14 protein-coding genes are annotated in these 18112 nt (G+C 72.0%); 11 read left to right on the top strand and 3 right to left on the bottom strand.

Annotated elements, in window-relative coordinates:
• Positions 1 to 214 precede the first annotated feature (214 nt).
• Positions 215 to 424: a hypothetical protein gene (locus ACIBJG_RS09890; protein WP_356323161.1), complete on the bottom strand. Its 210-nt coding sequence runs from the start codon at positions 422 to 424 to the stop codon at positions 215 to 217.
• Between the two features lie 127 nt (positions 425 to 551).
• On the opposite strand from ACIBJG_RS09890, the gene ACIBJG_RS09885 reads away from it, so the two are divergent.
• From ACIBJG_RS09885 to ACIBJG_RS09865, 5 genes are all read left to right on the top strand, one after another.
• Positions 552 to 1754 (top strand): bifunctional adenosylcobinamide kinase/adenosylcobinamide-phosphate guanylyltransferase, encoded by a 1203-nt coding sequence (locus ACIBJG_RS09885; protein ID WP_399306250.1) that lies wholly within the window; start codon positions 552 to 554, stop codon positions 1752 to 1754.
• Positions 1755 to 1800: 46 nt separating this feature from the next.
• Positions 1801 to 2640: a class I SAM-dependent methyltransferase gene (locus ACIBJG_RS09880; protein WP_399306248.1), complete on the top strand. Its 840-nt coding sequence runs from the start codon at positions 1801 to 1803 to the stop codon at positions 2638 to 2640.
• A gap of 87 nt (positions 2641 to 2727) precedes the next feature.
• On the top strand, positions 2728 to 3828 hold the full coding sequence (gene cobT, locus ACIBJG_RS09875) for a nicotinate-nucleotide--dimethylbenzimidazole phosphoribosyltransferase (protein ID WP_399306245.1): 1101 nt from the start codon (positions 2728 to 2730) through the stop codon (positions 3826 to 3828).
• Positions 3829 to 3923: 95 nt separating this feature from the next.
• Positions 3924 to 5723, top strand: a complete 1800-nt coding sequence (locus ACIBJG_RS09870; protein WP_399306242.1) for a phosphatidylglycerol lysyltransferase domain-containing protein — start codon at positions 3924 to 3926, stop codon at positions 5721 to 5723.
• Positions 5720 to 6439, top strand: coding sequence for a hypothetical protein (locus ACIBJG_RS09865; protein WP_399306239.1), 720 nt, complete (start codon positions 5720 to 5722; stop codon positions 6437 to 6439). Before ACIBJG_RS09870 ends, ACIBJG_RS09865 begins: the two co-directional genes overlap by 4 nt.
• Here ACIBJG_RS09865 and ACIBJG_RS09860 read toward each other — a convergent pair.
• The gene (locus ACIBJG_RS09860; protein WP_399306236.1) at positions 6382 to 7143 is read right to left on the bottom strand and encodes a hypothetical protein; all 762 of its coding nucleotides are present in this window, start codon (positions 7141 to 7143) and stop codon (positions 6382 to 6384) included. The genes ACIBJG_RS09865 and ACIBJG_RS09860 overlap by 58 nt on opposite strands.
• Before the next feature lie 88 nt (positions 7144 to 7231).
• Here ACIBJG_RS09860 and ACIBJG_RS09855 point away from each other — a divergent pair, with 88 nt between their 5' ends.
• The gene (locus ACIBJG_RS09855) at positions 7232 to 8011 is read left to right on the top strand and encodes an adenosylcobinamide-GDP ribazoletransferase (protein WP_399306234.1); all 780 of its coding nucleotides are present in this window, start codon (positions 7232 to 7234) and stop codon (positions 8009 to 8011) included.
• 19 nt (positions 8012 to 8030) lie between these two features.
• Here ACIBJG_RS09855 and ACIBJG_RS09850 read toward each other — a convergent pair whose 3' ends face one another.
• Positions 8031 to 8888, bottom strand: coding sequence for an endo alpha-1,4 polygalactosaminidase (locus ACIBJG_RS09850; protein WP_399306231.1), 858 nt, complete (start codon positions 8886 to 8888; stop codon positions 8031 to 8033).
• A gap of 257 nt (positions 8889 to 9145) precedes the next feature.
• On the opposite strand from ACIBJG_RS09850, the gene ACIBJG_RS09845 reads away from it, so the two are divergent.
• From ACIBJG_RS09845 to aceE, 5 genes are all read left to right on the top strand, one after another.
• Positions 9146 to 10696 (top strand): leucyl aminopeptidase, encoded by a 1551-nt coding sequence (locus ACIBJG_RS09845; RefSeq protein WP_399306229.1) that lies wholly within the window; start codon positions 9146 to 9148, stop codon positions 10694 to 10696.
• A gap of 329 nt (positions 10697 to 11025) precedes the next feature.
• A complete protein-coding gene (gene lpdA, locus ACIBJG_RS09840; RefSeq protein ID WP_399306227.1) occupies positions 11026 to 12414 on the top strand; it encodes a dihydrolipoyl dehydrogenase in 1389 nt (462 codons plus the stop codon).
• 60 nt (positions 12415 to 12474) lie between these two features.
• Positions 12475 to 14247, top strand: a complete 1773-nt coding sequence (gene sucB / locus ACIBJG_RS09835) for a 2-oxoglutarate dehydrogenase, E2 component, dihydrolipoamide succinyltransferase (RefSeq protein WP_399306224.1) — start codon at positions 12475 to 12477, stop codon at positions 14245 to 14247.
• A gap of 147 nt (positions 14248 to 14394) precedes the next feature.
• On the top strand, positions 14395 to 15018 hold the full coding sequence (locus tag ACIBJG_RS09830; RefSeq protein WP_136330089.1) for a GntR family transcriptional regulator: 624 nt from the start codon (positions 14395 to 14397) through the stop codon (positions 15016 to 15018).
• 313 nt (positions 15019 to 15331) lie between these two features.
• Entirely contained in the window at positions 15332 to 18001 is a 2670-nt protein-coding gene (aceE, locus tag ACIBJG_RS09825; RefSeq protein ID WP_399306221.1) for a pyruvate dehydrogenase (acetyl-transferring), homodimeric type, read from the top strand.
• Positions 18002 to 18112: the final 111 nt, after the last annotated feature.

The following is an 18112-nucleotide window of genomic DNA, read 5'->3' as shown; positions in this document are numbered from 1 at the left end:
CGAGCAATGGGGTCTCCCCTGCTCGAGCGAAGCCGAGAGCTCGGGGAAGTGCCAGACGCCGCCCGGCAGGCGGGACTTTCGAAACACGCCCTAGCCCCTCCCGGCAGGCTTGCCCCGTCGCGGCACCGGAAAGCGCGGTCAGTCGCGGCACCGGAAAGCGCGGTCAGGGGTACGCCGGGCGGGTCCTCACGGGCCCGCCCGGCGGTCGTTCCGCTCAGCTCTGCTCGGCCTGGAGGCTCATCGGGCCGTAGATCTTCGTCGTGTCGTCGAACAGCGTCACCTGGTCCGCCCCGCCGTCGAGGAGTTCCTTCCAGTACTCACCGATCCAGGACTCCGCGTCGCCCTGCGTCGTGAATTCCTCCGGCTGCAGGGCCGGCTCCGTCTCCGTACCGTCGGACTTCTCGAACCGCCACGTCCACGCCATGTCCGCCTCCTGGGTCACTTGTTACGGTCCGCAGCCTAGTGGCTCCGGACCGGGGCGGGAGGGGCCCGGGCACCCCCGTTCACCCCCACGTCGCGCACCCGGTGCGGGGACGCGGGAGGATCGGAGCGTGGAACTGACTCTGCTCGGCACCGGAGCCCCCGACGGGCTGCCGCGGCCCGACTGCCCCTGCGCCTCCTGCGCCACCGCCCGCGGGGCGCGGGCGCGGGCCGCGACCGCTCTGCTGGTCGACGACGCGCTGCTGCTCGACCTCACCCCCGGGGCTGTGTTCGCCGCCGCCCGCGCGGGGCACTCGCTCACCGGCGTACGGCAGGTGCTGCTCACCCATCCGCACGACGGTCCCGCCGTCGAACTGCCCGCCGGGCTGCCCCCGGCAGGCCGGGTACCGGACGGGCGGGAGCTGACGCTGATCAGCGGACACCGGGTCCGGGCCGTGCCGATGGACGCGCCCGGTACCGGGTACGAGGTCACGTCGCCGGACGGCGAGCGGCTGCTCTACCTGCCGCCGGGTGCCGCACCGGCCGGTCTCGCCGACCGGATGGCGGAGCCGTACGACATGGTCGTGGGTGACGTCGTCGGGCGGCCCGACGCGGTGGCCCGGCTGCGGGCTGTCGAGGCGATCGGGCCGGCCACCGAGGTGATCGCCGTCCATCTGGACCACGACGCGCCGCCCGGCCCCGAACTCGACCGCCGGCTCGCCGCGGCCGGGGCCCGGGCCGTGCCGGACGGCACGACGCTGACGGTCGGCGCGTACCACCCGGCCCCGGAGGTCCCGCGGCGCACGCTGGTCACCGGCGGTGCGCGGTCCGGGAAGTCGGTCGAGGCCGAGCGCCGGCTGGAGACGTACCCCGAGGTCGTGTACGTGGCGACCGGCGGCGGCCGGGAGGGTGACACGGAGTGGGCGGCCCGGATCGGGCTGCACCGGGAGCGCAGACCCGCGGCCTGGCGCACCGAGGAGACCTGCGAGCTGGTGGAGCTGCTGGCCTCGGACGGGCCGCCGCTGCTGATCGACTGCCTCTCGCTCTGGCTGACCGACGCGATGGACCGGGTGGACGCCTGGGACGACGCCGCCTGGGACGGCGGCGGCGAGAGGGCGCTGCGGGAGCGGACCGCCGCCCTCGTCGCCGCGGTCCGCGGGACGCGTCGCACCGTGGTCGCGGTGACCAACGAGACCGGTTCCGGCGTGGTGCCCGCGACCGCCGCCGGGCGGCGCTTCCGGGACGAGCTGGGCCGGCTGAACGCCGCGGTCGCCGACGAGTGCGAGCAGGTGCTGCTGGTAGTGGCCGGGCAGGCGCTGACGCTGCGCGGCTGACGGGGCCCGTGCACGGGCACGACGAAACGGAACAGGAGGAGCGGACATGGCGCGTGTGCGGCCGATGCTGGACGGGGTGCCGGAGACCCTGTTGTGGACGTTGTACAACCGGGCGTACGAGGCAGGCCGGCGCTATCCCGTGCTGGATGATCCGATGGCGCTCCGGCTGCTGGCGGATCTGGACTATCCGTTCGAGGAGCGGTTCGGGCTCCCCAACCCGTTCCACTCGCAGGCGCAGGGCCTGCGGTCGCGCTGCTTCGACCTGGCTGTGCGGGAGTATCTCGCGGACCGCCCGGAGGCCACGGTGGTGGCGCTCGGCGACGGTCTGGAGACCGGCTTCTGGCGGGTCGACAACGGGCGGCTGAACTGGCTGAGCGTGGAGCTGCCCGAGGTCGCCACGCTGCGCCGGTCCCTGCTGCCGCCCTCGGACCGGCTGCGGACGCTGTCCGGGTCGGCGACGGGTCTGTCCTGGCTGGACGAGATCGAGGACCCGGAGGGCCGGGGCGTGGTCGTCACGGCGCAGGGGCTGTTCATGTATCTGCGGCCCGCCGAGGTGCGCGCGGTCCTGGCGGCCTGCGCCGAACGGCTGCCGGGCGGGATCCTCGTCCTGGACTCGATGGCGCGGTGGCTCGCGAAGGGCACGGTGGCGGGTACCTCGAAGGTCGGTGACATGACGATCCCGCCGATGCGCTGGGCGATGGACCCGGGCGAGCGCGGGAGGCTGCGCAGCGCCCATCCGGGGATCACGGAGGTGCGTGCGCTGCACCTGCCGCGCGGGCGGGGTGCGATGGGTGAGCTGATCCGGATCCAGAACCTGCTCCCCGGGCTGCGGACCCTCACGCCCGCGATCACCCGACTGAGGTTCGGGGACCGGACGGCGCACTGAGGGGAGCCGGAAATCGCGGCGGGTACTGTTCGGCGGGGAGCCCGGCTCCCGGCCCACACCCCGTATCGACCCGCGAGGCAGACCCCCGTGAATCTGGACGACTTCTCCGACCTGATCGAACGCCCCGACGGGGGTGTACGGCGAGATGCCGAGGAACGCCGGGAGCGGTTCATCGTGCCGCCGGGCGCCCTCGGCCGCCTCGACGAGCTGGGCGAATGGCTCTCGGCCGCCCAGCAGGCCGTGCCGGTCAGGCCGATCGAGCAGGCCCGCGTGGTGCTGTTCGCCGGTGATCACGGGGTGGCGGAGCTGGACGTCTCCGGTCGCGCCGCCGGCAGCGCGCACGAGCTGGTGCGCGCCACGCTGGACGGTTCGACGCCGCTCGCCGTGCTGGCCCGCCGGTTCTCCGTACCGGTTCGGATCGTCGACGCCGGTCTGGACTGCGAGCCGGAGCTGCTGCCGGAAGCGATCGTGCGGACCCGAGTGCGGCGCGGCAGCGGCCGGATCGACGTCGAGGACGCCATGACGGTCGAGGAGGCCGAGCAGGCGGTGCGCCTCGGCATGGCGATCGCCGACGAGGAGGCCGACTCGGGCACCGATCTGGTGGTGCTCGGTGATCTGAGCGTCGGCGGTACGACGGCTGCGGCCACGCTGATCGCGGCGCTGTGCGGCACCGACGCCTCGGTGGTCACCGGGCGCGGCGGTGCGGGGATCGACGACCTGGCCTGGATGCGCAAGTGCGCGGCGATCCGTGACGCGCTGCGCCGGGCCCGGCCGGTGCTGGGCGACCAGTTGGAGCTGCTGGCCACAGTGGGCGGGCCGGACATGGCGGCGATGACCGGCTTCCTGCTGCAGTGCGCGGTGCGCCGGCTGCCGGTGATCCTGGACGGTGTGGTCTCCGCGGCGTGTGCGCTGGTCGGCCAGCGGGCCGCGTTCCGGGCGCCGGACTGGTGGCTCGCGGGCCAGGTGAGCGGTGAACCGGCACAGGCGAAGGCGCTGGACCGGATGGCGCTCAACCCGCTGCTGGACCACGGCGTCATCGTCGGTGAGGGAAGCGGGGCGTTGCTCGCGCTTCCGTTCGTCCAGGCCGCGGCCGCCCTGGCGGCGGAGCTGCCCGAACGTGCACCGGAAGCCGACGAGGACGACGGGGAGAAGTCCGCCGACGAAGGGACCGACCCGGCCGGGGAGTGACGAGCGGCGCCTGACCCACCGGGCTGCGGCCGTCCGGACACCGGCCGCAGCGCGGCCCCTTTCATGAAGCGCGATGCCCCATATGATCGCTTTTCATGGGAGAGGTCCGATTGTCCAGCGAGGAATCCGGGCGGTCCGCCGTCCGGCCACAGAGCACCGACCGCTCGCGACGCAGCGCGGCCTTCGCCATCTGGTACCTGCGCGTCGTGTCGTTCATCAATTTCCTGAGCGCCGTCTGGGTCACCTTCGGCCAGGACCTCCGACGCCACAACACGGAGAACTACTTCACGCCGTACCTGCTCACCGCCGGCTTCTCCTCCGGGGTCGTCGCCCTGTTCCTCGCGGTCACGATGCGGCGGCGCAAACGGGCCGCGTGGATCGTCAACATGGTGCTGAGCGGCCTCACGCTGCTGCTCTTCGCGGCGGTGATCGGCTTCCCCGAGATCCGCCGGTACCCGCAGAACTGGATCTCGCTGGCGCTGACCGCCGCCTTCGTCCTCGCGCTCACCCTCGGACGGCGGGAGTTCTACGCGAAGGGTGACCGGTCCAATCCCAAGCTGGCCGCACTGGTGGCCGTCGGCGGCCTGCTGGTCACCTCGCTGATCGCCACCGCTCTGGTCTCGCTCACCAACACCGCGCACGACGCATACCGTTCGACGTTCCTGGACCGCTGGCGCTACGGCGCGCTGCACCTGGTCTCCGTCGACGCCGACGACTCACACTTCCCCGGCATCACGACGCCGGGCTGGGTGAACGTCGCCATCAACGTCCTGTCCACCCTGCTCCTCGTCGCCGTCGTGTACGCGGCCTTCCGGGCCCGGCGCGCGGTCGACCCGATCACTCCCGAGGACGAGGCGGCGCTGCGCGCCCTGCTCGACAAGCACGGCGAGCGGGACTCCCTCGGCTACTTCGCGCTGCGCCGCGAGAAGAGCGTCGTCTGGTCGCCGACCGGGAAGGCCGCCGTCGCCTACCGGGTGGTCGGCGGGGTCTCGCTGGCCTCCGGCGACCCGATCGGCGACCCCGAGGCCTGGCCCGGGGCGATCACCCCCTGGCTGGCCGAGGCACGCGCGCACGGCTGGATCCCGGCGGCGATGGGGGTGAGCGAGGAGGGCGGCACGATCTACGCCCGGCACGGTCTCGACGCCCTGGAGCTGGGCGACGAGGCGATCGTGGAGACCGCCGAGTTCACCCTGGAGGGGCGGGCGATGCGGACGGTCCGCCAGGCGTACAACCGGGTCAAGCGGGCGGGTTACGAGGTGACGGTACGCCGGCACGCGGACATCCCCGGGGCCGAGATGGCCGAACTGGTGCGCAGGGCCGACGACTGGCGCGACGGCGCGACCGAGCGCGGCTTCTCGATGGCGCTGGGCCGGCTCGGCGACCCGGCCGACGGACAGTGCGTGATGCTCGAATGCCGTGACGCCGTCGAGGACGGCGGGAACGGTGAGCTGCGCGCCGTACTCAGCTTCGTCCCCTGGGGTCCGAACGGCCTCTCGCTGGATCTGATGCGCCGTGACCGGGACGCCGAGAACGGCCTGATGGAGTTCATGGTCATCGAACTCCTGCAGCGGGCCGAGAAGATCGGTGTCACCCAGGTGTCGCTGAACTTCGCGATGTTCCGCTCCGTCTTCGAGCGCGGATCACGGCTCGGCGCAGGACCGGTGCTCAGGCTGTGGCGCTCGCTGCTCAGCTTCTTCTCACGCTGGTGGCAGATCGAGTCGCTGTACCGCGCCAACGCGAAGTACCGGCCGATCTGGGAGCCGCGCTACCTGCTCTTCGAGAAGAGCGCGGACCTGCCGCGCATCGGCATCGCGGCGGGCCGCGCCGAAGGGTTCCTGGAGGCACCCGGACTGCCCAAGTGGCTGCACCGCTCGAAGCTCGGACCGCGTGCATGACCCCGCTGCGCACGCTCGGCCGGGCGGCCCGCCGGGAGTGGGGTCCGCTGTGGAGAGCCGTACGCACGGCACTCGTCACCGAGCGGCTGCGGGCCGTCCCGATGACCCTGGCCGCGGTCTGCCTGACGGCGCTGCTCCAGGTGGTGCAGAACCGGTCCTGGGGCTACGGGCCGGTGCAGGCGCTGGGGGCGGTGCGGGCCGAGGATCCGCTCTGGGCGGCTCTGCTGCGTACCCCGCTGTCCCTGTTCGTCCCCGCGCTCGACCTGCCGGTGTGGGGCGCGCTGGCACAGGTGCTGCTGGTGTTCGGGGTCGCGGAGATGTGCCTCGGCCGGTGGCGGACGCTGCTCATCGCGTACGTCGCGACGCTGGCCGGAACGCTGTACGCGCGGATCGGCGTCGCCGTCGGCCCCGACGGGTTCCTGGGCCTGCCGGGTTCCGACGCTCAGATCGTCGACACCGGCCCCTCGGCGGCCGTGGTCGCCCTGGCCGTCTGCGTCTGCTGTGCCTACCGGGCCTGGTTCACCGCGGGGCTGGTGGTCGTGGCGATGGCGGTGGAGATCGTGGTGAAGGACAACCTGGCGGGCAAGGAGCACCTGGCGGCCATCGCGGCGGCGCTCGTGCTGTGCGCGGTCCCGGCCGTGCGACGCGGGCGGCGCCGTCAGGGCTTGGGCGAGGGGGCCGGAACACGGTCGGGTGCGCCGCCGATCAGGTCCTGAAACTTGCGGCGCGGTCCGGCCCAGCGAACGTCGTGGTGGTAGGCCCGCAGCACCGAGCGGGACCGGGCGCGGTGCCGGTTGCGGTAGAACCGCTTGGCCCACATCGAGGTCGGCCGGGCCAGCCGGACCGCCCCGACCAGGGCGACGAACGGGACCAGCGTGCCGACCACCGCCATCCGCGCCTTGCCCTTGAACAGCGCGATCAGCACGAAACAGAAGTTGACGACGAGGGTGAGGACGACACCGAGCCGGCCCTGTTGCTGATCGTCGCTCAGATCGTCGACACCGAGCGGCGAGAAGCCACCGAGCACCAACAGGACGAGGGCGGCGGTGAGGATCACGACCTCCACGCTCTGGCGGCCCTGCTCGGTCCAGTACACGTCGTCCATGTGCAGGATCAGGGCGAACTCGTCGAGCACCAGCCCCGCACCCATCCCGAAGACGACCGCGCATGCCCCGGCCGTGAAGCCGTGCGTGCCGCTGACCACCGCGCCGAACCCGCCGACCACGCTCAGCACCACGCCCGGCACCACATGGTGGACATGGACCCCACCCGGCGTGATGTTGCGGAACGGCCCCTTGCCGGCCCGGATCATCCGGGTGATGACCCGCGTGATGGCGAACGTCAGCACGAAGGCGGCCAGGGCCAGGAGCAGGGGCAGCTTCCCCGGCTCGACGATGTTCCGATCGAACCAGTGACCCATCCCACCCACTCCCGATAAGCCGCTTCTGCCCCGCTCTGTACCGTTGCGGACAATCTATCGGCTGCGCCCACCCATTAGCCTGCGCGCCGTGACCTCCCTGAACAGCCACGGCCTGCGTTTCGCCTTCGGCACCCTCACCGTGCTCCCCGTCCGCGTCACCCGCTGGGACCGCGACACCGCCCGGGCCGGGATGCTGTGCGCCCCGCTGGCCGGCCTCGTCGTGGGGGTGCTCGCGGCGGTGCCCGGCAGCCTGTTGCTGCTGCTGGGCTCGGGGCCGCTGCTCGCGGCGGTCGCCTCCGCCGCGGTCCCGGCGGCCCTCACCCGGGGGCTGCACCTGGACGGTCTCGCGGACACCGCCGACGGCCTGGGCAGCGGCAAGCCGGCCGACGACGCGCTACGCATCATGAAGCAGTCGGACATTGGGCCGTTCGGTGTGATCACCCTGCTGTTCGTCCTGCTCGCCCAGGTGGCGGTCCTCCAGCAGTTGTACGCGCAGGGCTGGGCGCAGGGCGCGGTGGCGGCCGCCACGTCCGGTGTCGTCGCCCGGCTCGCCCTCACGCTGGCCTCCCGCCGCGGCGTGCCGGCGGCCCGCCCGGAGGGGCTGGGCGCCGCGGTCGCGGGCACCGTCCCGGGTGCCGGCGCGGTGGCGGTCGCAGCCGTGACGGTGGCGGTCTGCGCGGGTGCCGGTGCGCTGCTGGGCGGGTACGGGGCGCTGCGCCACGCCCTCGCCGCCCTGGCCGCGCTCGCGGTGGCCCAACTGCTGCTGCGGCACTGCGTGCGGCGCTTCGGCGGGGTGACCGGCGATGTGTTCGGCGCCCTGGCGGAGACGGCGGCGACGGTGACGCTGGTGGGGCTGGCCCTCGGCTGAGTTCCCCTCCGCCGCCCCGTCAGGCCCCCGCCGCCGGGCACTGCTCCCGCCAGACGCCGAGCTCGTACTTCTTGAGCAGCGAGCTCAGCCCGAGCCGCCGGGACTGTGCGCAGAACCGCGCCACCGGCAGCTCGTACTCCACGTGGAAGACCGCCTTGCCCGCCTCGACGAACGGGGAGAGCTCCGCGCACTCCTCGTACTGGGCGCACTGTTCGTTGACCGCGAAGTCGAAGTCCCCCACCAGTTCGGGGATCTGCGGCAGGTCGTTCTTCAGGCCGACGGCGAGGTGGTGGCGGTGGGCGATGCGGGCGATGAGCCGGTTGTAGCGCAACTGGTCGGCGGCGGTCAGCGGGAAGCCGCTCGGGTTGCGGTAGCCGTCCATGTTGTCGGGCTCGACCGCGTCGAAGCCCTTCTTCGCGCACATGGAGATCCGGCTCTCCATCAGCGGCTCCAGGACGTCGGTGCGCCGGATGTCGAGCCAGCGCTCGCCCTTCCAGCCGTTGCCCTTGCCGAGGACCGCGGTGGGGAACCTCGCCGCGTCCGGGCGGAACTCCTCCCAGGCGCCGGTGGACAGGTAGCAGATGACCTTGCGCCCCTTGCGGTGCAGCTCCGCCACCTGGTCCGCCTCGTGGTCGAAGCCGTCGATGTCGTACACCGGGGCGTCCACCGTCGTGTCCAGCCGCCCGGAGAGCTGCCACTGCCAGTCGGTGCCCGGCCCGGGCTGCCAGCGCGCCGCGGCCGACCGCCCGGACGGGGCCGGCGACGGGGCGGACCGGGGCGCCGACGTGCAACCGGCGAGCATCACCAACAGAATCAGTACGGTGACGGGCAGCGCCGCCGGCCGGCCCGTCACCCGGGCGGCCATCCGGTCGTCCATCGTTCTCCCCTGTCCGCAGGACGTCCGTCAACGCCTGTGCGGTCGCGGTACGTTCCGCCGGAATGATCACCCCGGCATGACAACCGTACGACCGCCGCGGCGCACTGACGCCCCGCCGCCGTAATCGGGCAGCAAAGGCGCGCGTAGGCTCATTCCCGGCACATCGCGGCGGCGTCTACGATGCGCCGGGCACGGTCGGCCACCCCCTCGACCAACTCAGACGGAACAGAACTCAACGGAAGCGAGATTTCACCACCGTGACTGCTCTCACTCTCAGCACTGCCGGTGCCGCGACGCTGCGCGCCGACGCGCTCGTCGTCGGCGTCGCCAAGGGCACCGGCTCCAAGCCCGGGGACCTGGTCCTCGCGCCGGGCGCCGAGGCCGTGGACAAGGCGTTCGGCGGGAAGCTCGCCACCGTCCTGGCGACCCTGGGCGCCTCCGGTGCCGAGGGCGAGCTGACCAAGCTCCCCGCGCCCGACGGCCTGAAGGTCCCGGTCGTCATCGCGGCCGGACTCGGCCCGGTCCCGGAGGACGGCGCGTACGACGCCGAGGCGCTGCGCCGGGCCGCCGGCTCCGCCGCCCGCTCGCTCACCGGCTCGAAGAAGGCCGGCTTCGCCCTGCCCGTCGGCTCCGTCGAGGACGCCGAGGCCATCGCGGAGGGCGCGCTGCTCGGCGCGTACGCCTTCACCGCCTACCAGGGCGGCGAGAACAAGGTCGCGCCCAAGGACGCCAAGGCGGCCGGCCCGAAGCTGCCGCTCGCCGAGGTCGCCATCCTCGGCGCCAAGCCGCGCGACAAGGCCTTCAAGGCCGCCGCCGAGCGCGCGCTCGCGCTGGCCGAGGAGATCAACCGCGCCCGCGACCTGGTCAACACCCCGCCGAACGACCTGTACCCCGAGTCCTTTGCCGCCGTGGCCACCGCCGCCGGCAAGGAGCACGGCATCAAGGTGCAGGTCCTCGACGAGAAGGCGCTCGTCAAGGGCGGCTTCGGCGGTCTGCTCGGCGTCGGCCAGGGCGCGGCCCGCGGCCCGCGCCTGGTGAAGCTCGCCTACACGCACCCGAAGGCGGAGAAGACCCTGGCCCTTGTGGGCAAGGGCATCACCTACGACTCGGGCGGCATCTCGCTGAAGCCGGCGGGCCACAACGAGACGATGAAGTGCGACATGGCCGGCGCCGCCGCCGTGTTCGCGACCGTCGTCGCGGCCGCCCGTCTGGGCCTGCGGGTCAACGTCACCGGCTGGCTGGCCCTCGCCGAGAACATGCCGTCGGGCAACGCCACCCGCCCCGGTGACGTGCTCCGCATGTACAGCGGCAAGACCGTCGAGGTCCTCAACACGGACGCCGAGGGCCGGCTCGTCCTCGCCGACGCGCTGACCCGCGCCTCCGAGGAGAACCCGGACGCGATCGTCGACGTGGCGACCCTGACCGGTGCGATGGTGCTGGCCCTGGGCAACCGCACCTTCGGCATCATGGCGAACGACGACGCCTTCCGTACCTCGATCCACGAGATCGCGGACGAGGTCGGCGAGCCCTCCTGGCCGATGCCGCTCCCGGCGGACCTGCGCAAGGGCATGGACTCCCCGACCGCCGACATCGCCAACATGGGCGAGCGGATGGGCGGCGGCCTGGTGGCCGGTCTGTTCCTGCAGGAGTTCGTGGGCGAGGGCATCGCCTGGGCGCACCTGGACATCGCGGGCCCGGCCTTCCACGAGGGCGCGCCGTACGGCTACACGCCGAAGGGCGGCACCGGATCCGCGGTCCGCACCCTGGTGAAGCTGGCGGAGCGCACCGCGGCCGGAGACCTCGGCTGAGCTCGCCGCTGATGTCGTACGGCCCCGGGCATACGTCCGGGGCCGTACGTGTTGCACCCACGGCACCGCGGCCAGGTCCGGGCTGGTTTCGCTCTCGACGAAATCGGCACCTCCCTACGCAGCGGTAACCCACTGGGACGGACGATCATCCGTCCCATACACGGGCCCCGCGTCCCGCCCACCGTCAACAAGTGCGAAGATGGGTTCTCGGCAGGACAGGGCCCCCACCACAGGGCCGAATGACAAAAGCGGCCGAACACCAGCCGACCGGCCGGTCACACCCCGATGACGGGGCCCGGCATCCGGCGCACATGCATGGAGGACGTGACGTGGCGAACGACGCCAGCACCGTTTTCGACCTAGTGATCCTCGGCGGTGGTAGCGGCGGTTATGCCGCGGCCCTGCGCGGAGCGCAGCTGGGCCTGGACGTCGCTCTGATCGAAAAGGGCAAGGTCGGCGGCACCTGCCTGCACAACGGCTGTATCCCCACGAAGGCCCTGCTGCACGCCGGTGAGATCGCGGACCAGGCGCGCGAGGCCGACCAGTTCGGTGTCAAGGCCACCTTCGAGGGCATCGACATGGCGGCCGTCCACAAGTACAAGGACGACGTGATCTCGGGCCTGTACAAGGGTCTGCAGGGTCTCATCGCCTCCCGCAAGGTGCACTACATCGAGGGTGAGGGACGTCTCTCCTCCGCCACCTCGGTGGATGTGAACGGCCAGCGCATCCAGGGCCGCCACGTGCTCCTGGCGACCGGCTCCGTGCCGAAGTCGCTCCCGGGCCTGGAGATCGACGGCAACCGCGTCATCTCGTCGGACCACGCGCTGAAGCTGGACCGCGTGCCGAAGTCGGCGATCGTGCTGGGCGGCGGCGTCATCGGCGTCGAGTTCGCCTCGGCGTGGAAGTCCTTCGGCACCGACGTCACCATCGTCGAGGGCCTGAAGCACCTGGTCCCGGTCGAGGACGAGAACAGCTCGAAGCTTCTTGAGCGCGCGTTCCGCAAGCGCGGCATCAAGTTCAACCTCGGCACGTTCTTCCAGGGTGTCGAGTACACCCAGGACGGCGTCCGCGTGACCCTCGCCGACGGCAAGACGTTCGAGGCCGAGCTGCTGCTCGTCGCCATCGGCCGCGGCCCCGTCTCGCAGGGCCTCGGTTACGAGGAGGCCGGCGTCGCGATGGACCGCGGCTACGTCCTCGTCGACGAGTACATGCAGACCAACGTCCCGACGATCTCGGCCGTGGGCGACCTGGCCCCGACCCTTCAGCTGGCGCACGTCGGCTTCGCCGAGGGCATCCTCGTCGCGGAGCGGCTGGCCGGCATGAAGACCGTCCCGATCGACTACGACGGTGTCCCCAAGGTGACGTACTGCCACCCCGAGGTCGCCTCCGTCGGCATCACCGAGGCCAAGGCCAAGGAGCTCTACGGCGCGGACAAGGTCGTCGCGCTGAAGTACAACCTCGCGGGCAACGGCAAGAGCAAGATCCTGAAGACCGCGGGCGAGATCAAGCTCGTCCAGGTCAAGGACGGTGCCGTGGTCGGCGTCCACATGGTGGGTGACCGTATGGGCGAGCAGGTCGGCGAAGCCCAGCTGATCTACAACTGGGAGGCGCTGCCGGCCGAGGTCGCGCAGCTCATCCACGCGCACCCGACGCAGAACGAGGCGATGGGCGAGGCGCACCTGGCCCTCGCCGGCAAGCCGCTGCACTCCCACGACTGATCAGTCGACCGGGCGCGACGACCGACCACTTCCGCATTTTCGTTAGGAGCAACTGAAACCATGTCGGTTTCCGTAACCCTTCCGGCGCTCGGCGAGAGCGTCACCGAGGGCACTGTCACCCGCTGGCTGAAGGCCGAGGGCGAGCGCGTCGAGGCCGACGAGCCGCTGCTCGAGGTGTCGACCGACAAGGTCGACACCGAGATCCCGGCCCCCGCCTCCGGCATCCTGGCCTCCATCAAGGTCGCCGAGGACGAGACCGTCGAGGTCGGCGCCGAACTGGCCGTCATCGACGACGGCACCGGGGCCCCCGCGGCCGCCGCGGCTCCGGCCGCCGAGCCCGAGGCCGCCCCGGCCCCGGCTCCGGCCGCCGAGGCCCCCGCCGCCGCTCCGGCCCCCGCGGCCGAGGCTCCGGCCGCCGCACCGGCCGGTGGTGCCTCCGGCACCGACGTCACCCTTCCGGCGCTCGGCGAGAGCGTCACCGAGGGCACCGTCACCCGCTGGCTGAAGGAGGTCGGCGAGGAGGTCACTGAGGACGAGCCCCTCCTCGAGGTCTCCACGGACAAGGTCGACACCGAGATCCCGGCCCCGGTCTCCGGCGTGCTGCTGGAGATCGTCGTCGCCGAGGACGAGACCGCCGAGGTCGGCGCCAAGCTGGCCGTCATCGGTGCTCCCGGTGCCGCCCCGGCCGCCGCTCCGGCTGCTGCCGCTCCGGCCCCGGCCGCTGCCCCGGCGCCCGCCGCTGCTCCGGCTCCGGCTCCGGCCGCCCCCGCACCGGCCGCTCCGGCGCCGTCTCCGGTGGCTCCCGCCGCGCCCGTCGCCGCTCCGGCTCCGGCTGCTCCGGCGCCCGTGGCTGCCGCTCCGGCTCCGGTGGCCCCGGCCGCTCCGGCCGCGACCTCCGGTGACGACGGCGCGTACGTCACGCCGCTGGTCCGCAAGCTCGCCGCCGAGAACGGCGTCGACCTGGGCGCGGTCAAGGGCACCGGCGTCGGTGGCCGTATCCGCAAGCAGGACGTCATCGCCGCCGCGGAGGCCGCCAAGGCCGCCGCTGCCGCTCCGGCTCCGGCCGCCGCTGCCCCGGCAGCGAAGACCGCGCCGAAGCTCGAGGTGTCCCCGCTGCGCGGTCAGACGGTCAAGATGACCCGCATGCGCAAGGTCATCGGCGACAACATGATGAAGGCGCTGCACTCGCAGGCCCAGCTGACCTCGGTCGTCGAGGTCGACGTCACGAAGCTGATGAAGCTGCGCAACAAGGCGAAGGACGCGTTCGCGGCCCGTGAGGGCGTCAAGCTCTCGCCGATGCCGTTCTACGTCAAGGCCGCCGCCCAGGCGCTGAAGGCCCACCCGGTCGTCAACGCCCGGATCAACGAGGACGAAGGCACGATCACGTACTTCGACTCGGAGAACATCGGCATCGCCGTGGACGCCGAGAAGGGTCTTATGACCCCGGTCATCAAGGGTGCGGGCGACCTCAACATCGCCGGTATCTCGAAGAAGACCGCCGAGCTGGCCGGCAAGGCCCGCGGTGGCGGCCTGACGCCGGACGACATGTCCGGTGCCACCTTCACCATCAGCAACACCGGTTCGCGCGGTGCGCTGTTCGACACCGTCATCGTGCCGCCGAACCAGGCAGCCATCCTGGGCATCGGTGCCACCGTCAAGCGTCCGGCGGTCATCGAGACCGAGGAGGGCACCGTCATCGGTGTCCGCGACATGACGTACCTCTCGCTCTCCTACGACCACCGTCTGGTGGACGGCGCGGACGCCGCCCGTTACCTGACCTCGGTCAAGGCGATCCTGGAGGCCGGTGAGTTCGAGGTCGAGCTCGGCCTCTGAGCACCACGGCTGTAATCAGCCTCACCAGCGGCGCCCCCGTCCGGAACACTCCCGGACGGGGGCGCCGCCGTATTGTCTAGACACCACCGGTCGCTCCGGCCGCCGTGTTGGTGCAGGCAGCACCGGTTTGCCCCGAAGGAGCCCCTCATGACCCCGCCCGTCGTCCACTCGCTGCGCGAGCAGATCCGCGAGCACATCGTGGACGGGATCGTCAGCGGGCGCTGGAAGCCGGGCGAGCGGATCGTCGAGCGGCGCATCGCCACCGAGCTGGAGGTCAGCCAGACGCCCGTGCGCGAGGCGCTGCGCGAGCTGGAGACGCTCCGGCTGATCGAGTCGGCACCCAACAAGGGCGTCCGGGTCCGCAACCTCACCGCAGCCGACCTGGAGGAGAGCTACCCGGTACGGGCCGGCCTGGAGCAGATCGCCGCCGAGCTGGCGGCCCCCGGCCTCGGCGAGGACTGCTCGCTGCTCGCCCCGCACGTGGCGGCACTGTACGAGGCCGACCGGCTGGCCGACGGCGAGGCGCAGGTGCGCCACACGGTCGGGTTCCACCGGGAGATGGTCCGGGCGGCCGGCAACGCGGTCCTGCTGCACACCTGGGAGGGGCTGGGCATCGAGGTGTTCACGGCGCTCTCGATCCGCTGGCTGGGCACGGTGCAGAAGTCGTACGCCGAGGAGCACGAGGCGCTCATCGAGGCGTTCCTGCGGAAGGACCCGGACATAGGGGTGCTGGTCAAGGCCCACGTGCTCGGCTGCGCGCCGCGCGCCTGAGGCGGGCGCGGGACCGCGCCTGAGGCGGGCGCAGGCACGCCTGAGGCCATCGCGCGGCGCGGTGCGCATGTGTCGTGAGGGGCGCTCTCCTGTGCAGGTGAGCACCCCTTTTGCCGGGTAAGTCCCGTCACTCCGTGCCCCATTTCGCGGCACCCCATGCCACTTTTCTCGATATCGAGAAGTTTTGCCTTTCATCCTTTGATCGATCATCGATCGGAGCCTTACAGTTCACTCCGCGGGCCCACCGGCCCCATCGCCCTGTCCTGCCAGTCAGGGACTTCTCCACCCCCCTCCTCACCGGAAGGCGGCGATCATGACCGACCCCGTAGGAAAGCTTCCGAGCGAGCTCGACCAGCTCCCGGACCGCGACCCGGAGGAGACCGCTGAATGGGCGGCCTCCCTGGATGCCGTCACCAAGGCCGCGGGCCCGCACCGCGCCGCGTATCTGATGCGGCGCTCGCTCCAGCACGCCGAGGGCGCCGGTCTCGCGCTGCCCAAGCTGCTGGAGACCGATTACGTCAACTCCATCCCCACCGCCGCGGAGCCCGCCTTCGACGGCGACCTGGCGATGGAATCGCGGATCACCGCGTGGAACCGCTGGAACGCGGCCGCGATGGTCACCCGCGGCTCCCGCTTCGGCGTCGGCGGCCACATCGCCACCTTCGCCTCGGCCGCCTGGCTGTACGAGACCGGCTTCAACCACTTCTTCCGCGGCAAGGAGGGGGACGGCTCCGGCGACCAGCTCTACATCCAGGGCCACGCCTCCCCCGGCATCTACGCCCGCGCCTTCCTCGACGGCCGGCTGAGCGAGCAGCAGCTCGACAACTTCCGCCAGGAGGCGGGCGGCGACGGTCTGCCGTCCTACCCGCACCCGCGGCGGCTGCCCTGGCTGTGGGAGTTCCCCACCGTGTCGATGGGCCTCGGCCCGCTCTCGGCGATCTACCAGGCGCGCTTCAACCGCTACCTGGCCAACCGCAACATCAAGGACACGTCGAACTCGCACGTCTGGGCCTTCCTGGGCGACGGCGAGATGGACGAGCCCGAGTCGACCGCCGCCCTCGCCCTCGCGGCGCGTGAGCAGCTCGACAACCTGACCTTCGTCATCAACTGCAACCTGCAGCGCCTCGACGGTCCGGTCCGCGCCAACTTCCGTGTGGTCCAGGAGCTGGAGGGCGCCTTCCGCGGCGCCGGCTGGAACGTCGTCAAGACGCTCTGGGGCACCGCCTGGGACGAGCTCTTCCAGCTCGACACCACGGGCGCGCTGGTGCGCCGGCTCCGTGAGGTCCCGGACGCGCAGTTCCAGACGTACGCCACCCGCGACGTCGCCTACATCCGCCAGCACTTCTTCGGCGCCGAGCCCGCGCTCGCCGAACTGGCGAAGCTGCTCACCGACGCGAAGATCGCGGAGTGCTTCCACACCTCGCGCGGTGGCCACGAGGCCCGCAAGGTGTACGCGGCCTACCGGGCGGCGCTGGAGCACAAGGGTGCTCCGACGGTGATCCTGGCGCAGACGGTGAAGGGCTACACGCTCGGCCCGGGCTTCGAGTCGCGCAACGCCAACCACCAGATGAAGAAGCTGGACGGCAAGCAGTTCCGCGCGATGCGCGACCTGCTGGACCTGCCGATCCCGGACTCGAAGCTGGACGAGCACCTGGTGCCCTACGGTCACCCGGGCGCCGACTCCCCCGAGGTCCGCTACCTCCAGGAGCGCCGTGCCGCCCTCGGCGGTCCCGCCCCGGCCCGCCGGGTGCACGCGGTGGCGCTGCCGCAGCCCGAGGAGCGTGCGTTCAGCGCGCTGAAGAAGGGCTCCGGCAAGCAGGAGCTGGCCACCACGATGGCGTTCGTCCGTCTGGCCAAGGACCTGATGCGGGACAAGGAGACCGGCAAGCGCTGGGTTCCGATCGTCCCCGACGAGGCCCGCACCTTCGGCATGGAGGCGCTGTTCCCCTCGGCCGGCATCTACTCGCCGCTGGGGCAGACGTACGACCCGGTCGACCGCGACCAGCTGATGTACTACAAGGAAGCCAAGGACGGCCAGGTCCTCAACGAGGGCATCACCGAGGCCGGCGCGATGGCCGACTTCATCGCCGCGTCCACGTCGTACGCGACGCACGGCGAGCCGATGATCCCGTTCTACATCTTCTACTCGATGTTCGGCTGGCAGCGTACGGGCGACCAGTTCTGGCAGCTCGGCGACCAGCTCGGCCGCGGCTTCGTGGTCGGCGCCACGGCGGGCCGTACGACGCTGACGGGTGAGGGTCTCCAGCACGCGGACGGCCACTCGCACCTGATCGCTTCCACGAACCCGGCGTCGCTCAACTACGACCCCGCGTTCGCGTACGAGATAGCCGTGATCGTCCAGGACGGTCTGCGCCGGATGTACGGCCCCGACGCCGAGAACGTCTTCTACTACCTGACGGTCTACAACGAGCCGAAGCCGCAGCCCGCGATGCCGGAGGGCATCGAGGAGGGCATCCTCAAGGGCCTCTACCGGTTCAAGGAGGGCACGCCCGCGAAGGCGGACAGCCCGCGCGTGCAGCTGATGGCCTCCGGTACGGCGATCCACTGGATCCTGGAGGCCCAGGAGCTGCTGGCCGCCGACTGGGGTGTCACGGCCGACGTCTGGTCCGCGACCTCGTGGGGCGAGCTGCGCCGCGACGCGCTGGAGTGCGACGAGGCGCTGCTCCGCGGTGAGCTGCGGGTGCCGTTCGTGACCCAGGCGCTGGAAGGCGCACCGGGTCCGGTCCTCGCGGTCAGCGACTGGATGCGCCAGGTGCCGGACCAGATCAGCCAGTGGGTGGAGCAGGACTGGACCTCGCTCGGTACGGACGGCTTCGGCCTCTCCGACACCCGTGACGCGGCCCGCCGCCACTTCGGCGTCGACCCCCAGTCGATCACGGTCGCGGCCCTGGCCCAGCTGGCCCGCCGCGGCGAGGTGCAGGCGTCCGCGGTCAAGGAAGCGCGCGAGCGGTACGGGCTCTGACAGCCCGGAGGACGGGGCGCGGGCCCACCCCGCTCCCCGTCCTCCGCCTGCTTCCGCCCCGCTCCGGCGCGGGCTTCGTCCTCAATCGCCGGACGGGCTTGAAATCAAGCC

The sequence above is a fragment of the Streptomyces sp. NPDC050422 genome, from assembly GCF_044458665.1.
Taxonomy (GTDB): Bacteria; Actinomycetota; Actinomycetes; order Streptomycetales; family Streptomycetaceae; genus Streptomyces.
The sequence above is the reverse complement of the archived record's forward strand: the minus strand, read 5'-3'. Positions and strand labels throughout refer to the sequence as shown.

Bases quoted from the DNA above. Each gene is read 5' to 3' on its own strand.
- ACIBJG_RS09890 (WP_356323161.1), bottom strand. From the start codon at position 424: ATGGCGTGGACGTGGCGGTTCGAGAAGTCCGACGGTACGGAGACGGAG.
- ACIBJG_RS09880 (WP_399306248.1), top strand. From the start codon at position 1,801: ATGGCGCGTGTGCGGCCGATGCTGGACGGGGTGCCGGAGACCCTGTTG.
- ACIBJG_RS09870 (WP_399306242.1), top strand. From the start codon at position 3,924: ATGGGAGAGGTCCGATTGTCCAGCGAGGAATCCGGGCGGTCCGCCGTC.
- ACIBJG_RS09865 (WP_399306239.1), top strand. From the start codon at position 5,720: ATGACCCCGCTGCGCACGCTCGGCCGGGCGGCCCGCCGGGAGTGGGGT.
- ACIBJG_RS09860 (WP_399306236.1), bottom strand. From the start codon at position 7,143: ATGGGTCACTGGTTCGATCGGAACATCGTCGAGCCGGGGAAGCTGCCC.
- ACIBJG_RS09850 (WP_399306231.1), bottom strand. From the start codon at position 8,888: ATGGACGACCGGATGGCCGCCCGGGTGACGGGCCGGCCGGCGGCGCTG.
- sucB (WP_399306224.1), top strand. From the start codon at position 12,475: ATGTCGGTTTCCGTAACCCTTCCGGCGCTCGGCGAGAGCGTCACCGAG.
- ACIBJG_RS09830 (WP_136330089.1), top strand. From the start codon at position 14,395: ATGACCCCGCCCGTCGTCCACTCGCTGCGCGAGCAGATCCGCGAGCAC.
- aceE (WP_399306221.1), top strand. From the start codon at position 15,332: ATGACCGACCCCGTAGGAAAGCTTCCGAGCGAGCTCGACCAGCTCCCG.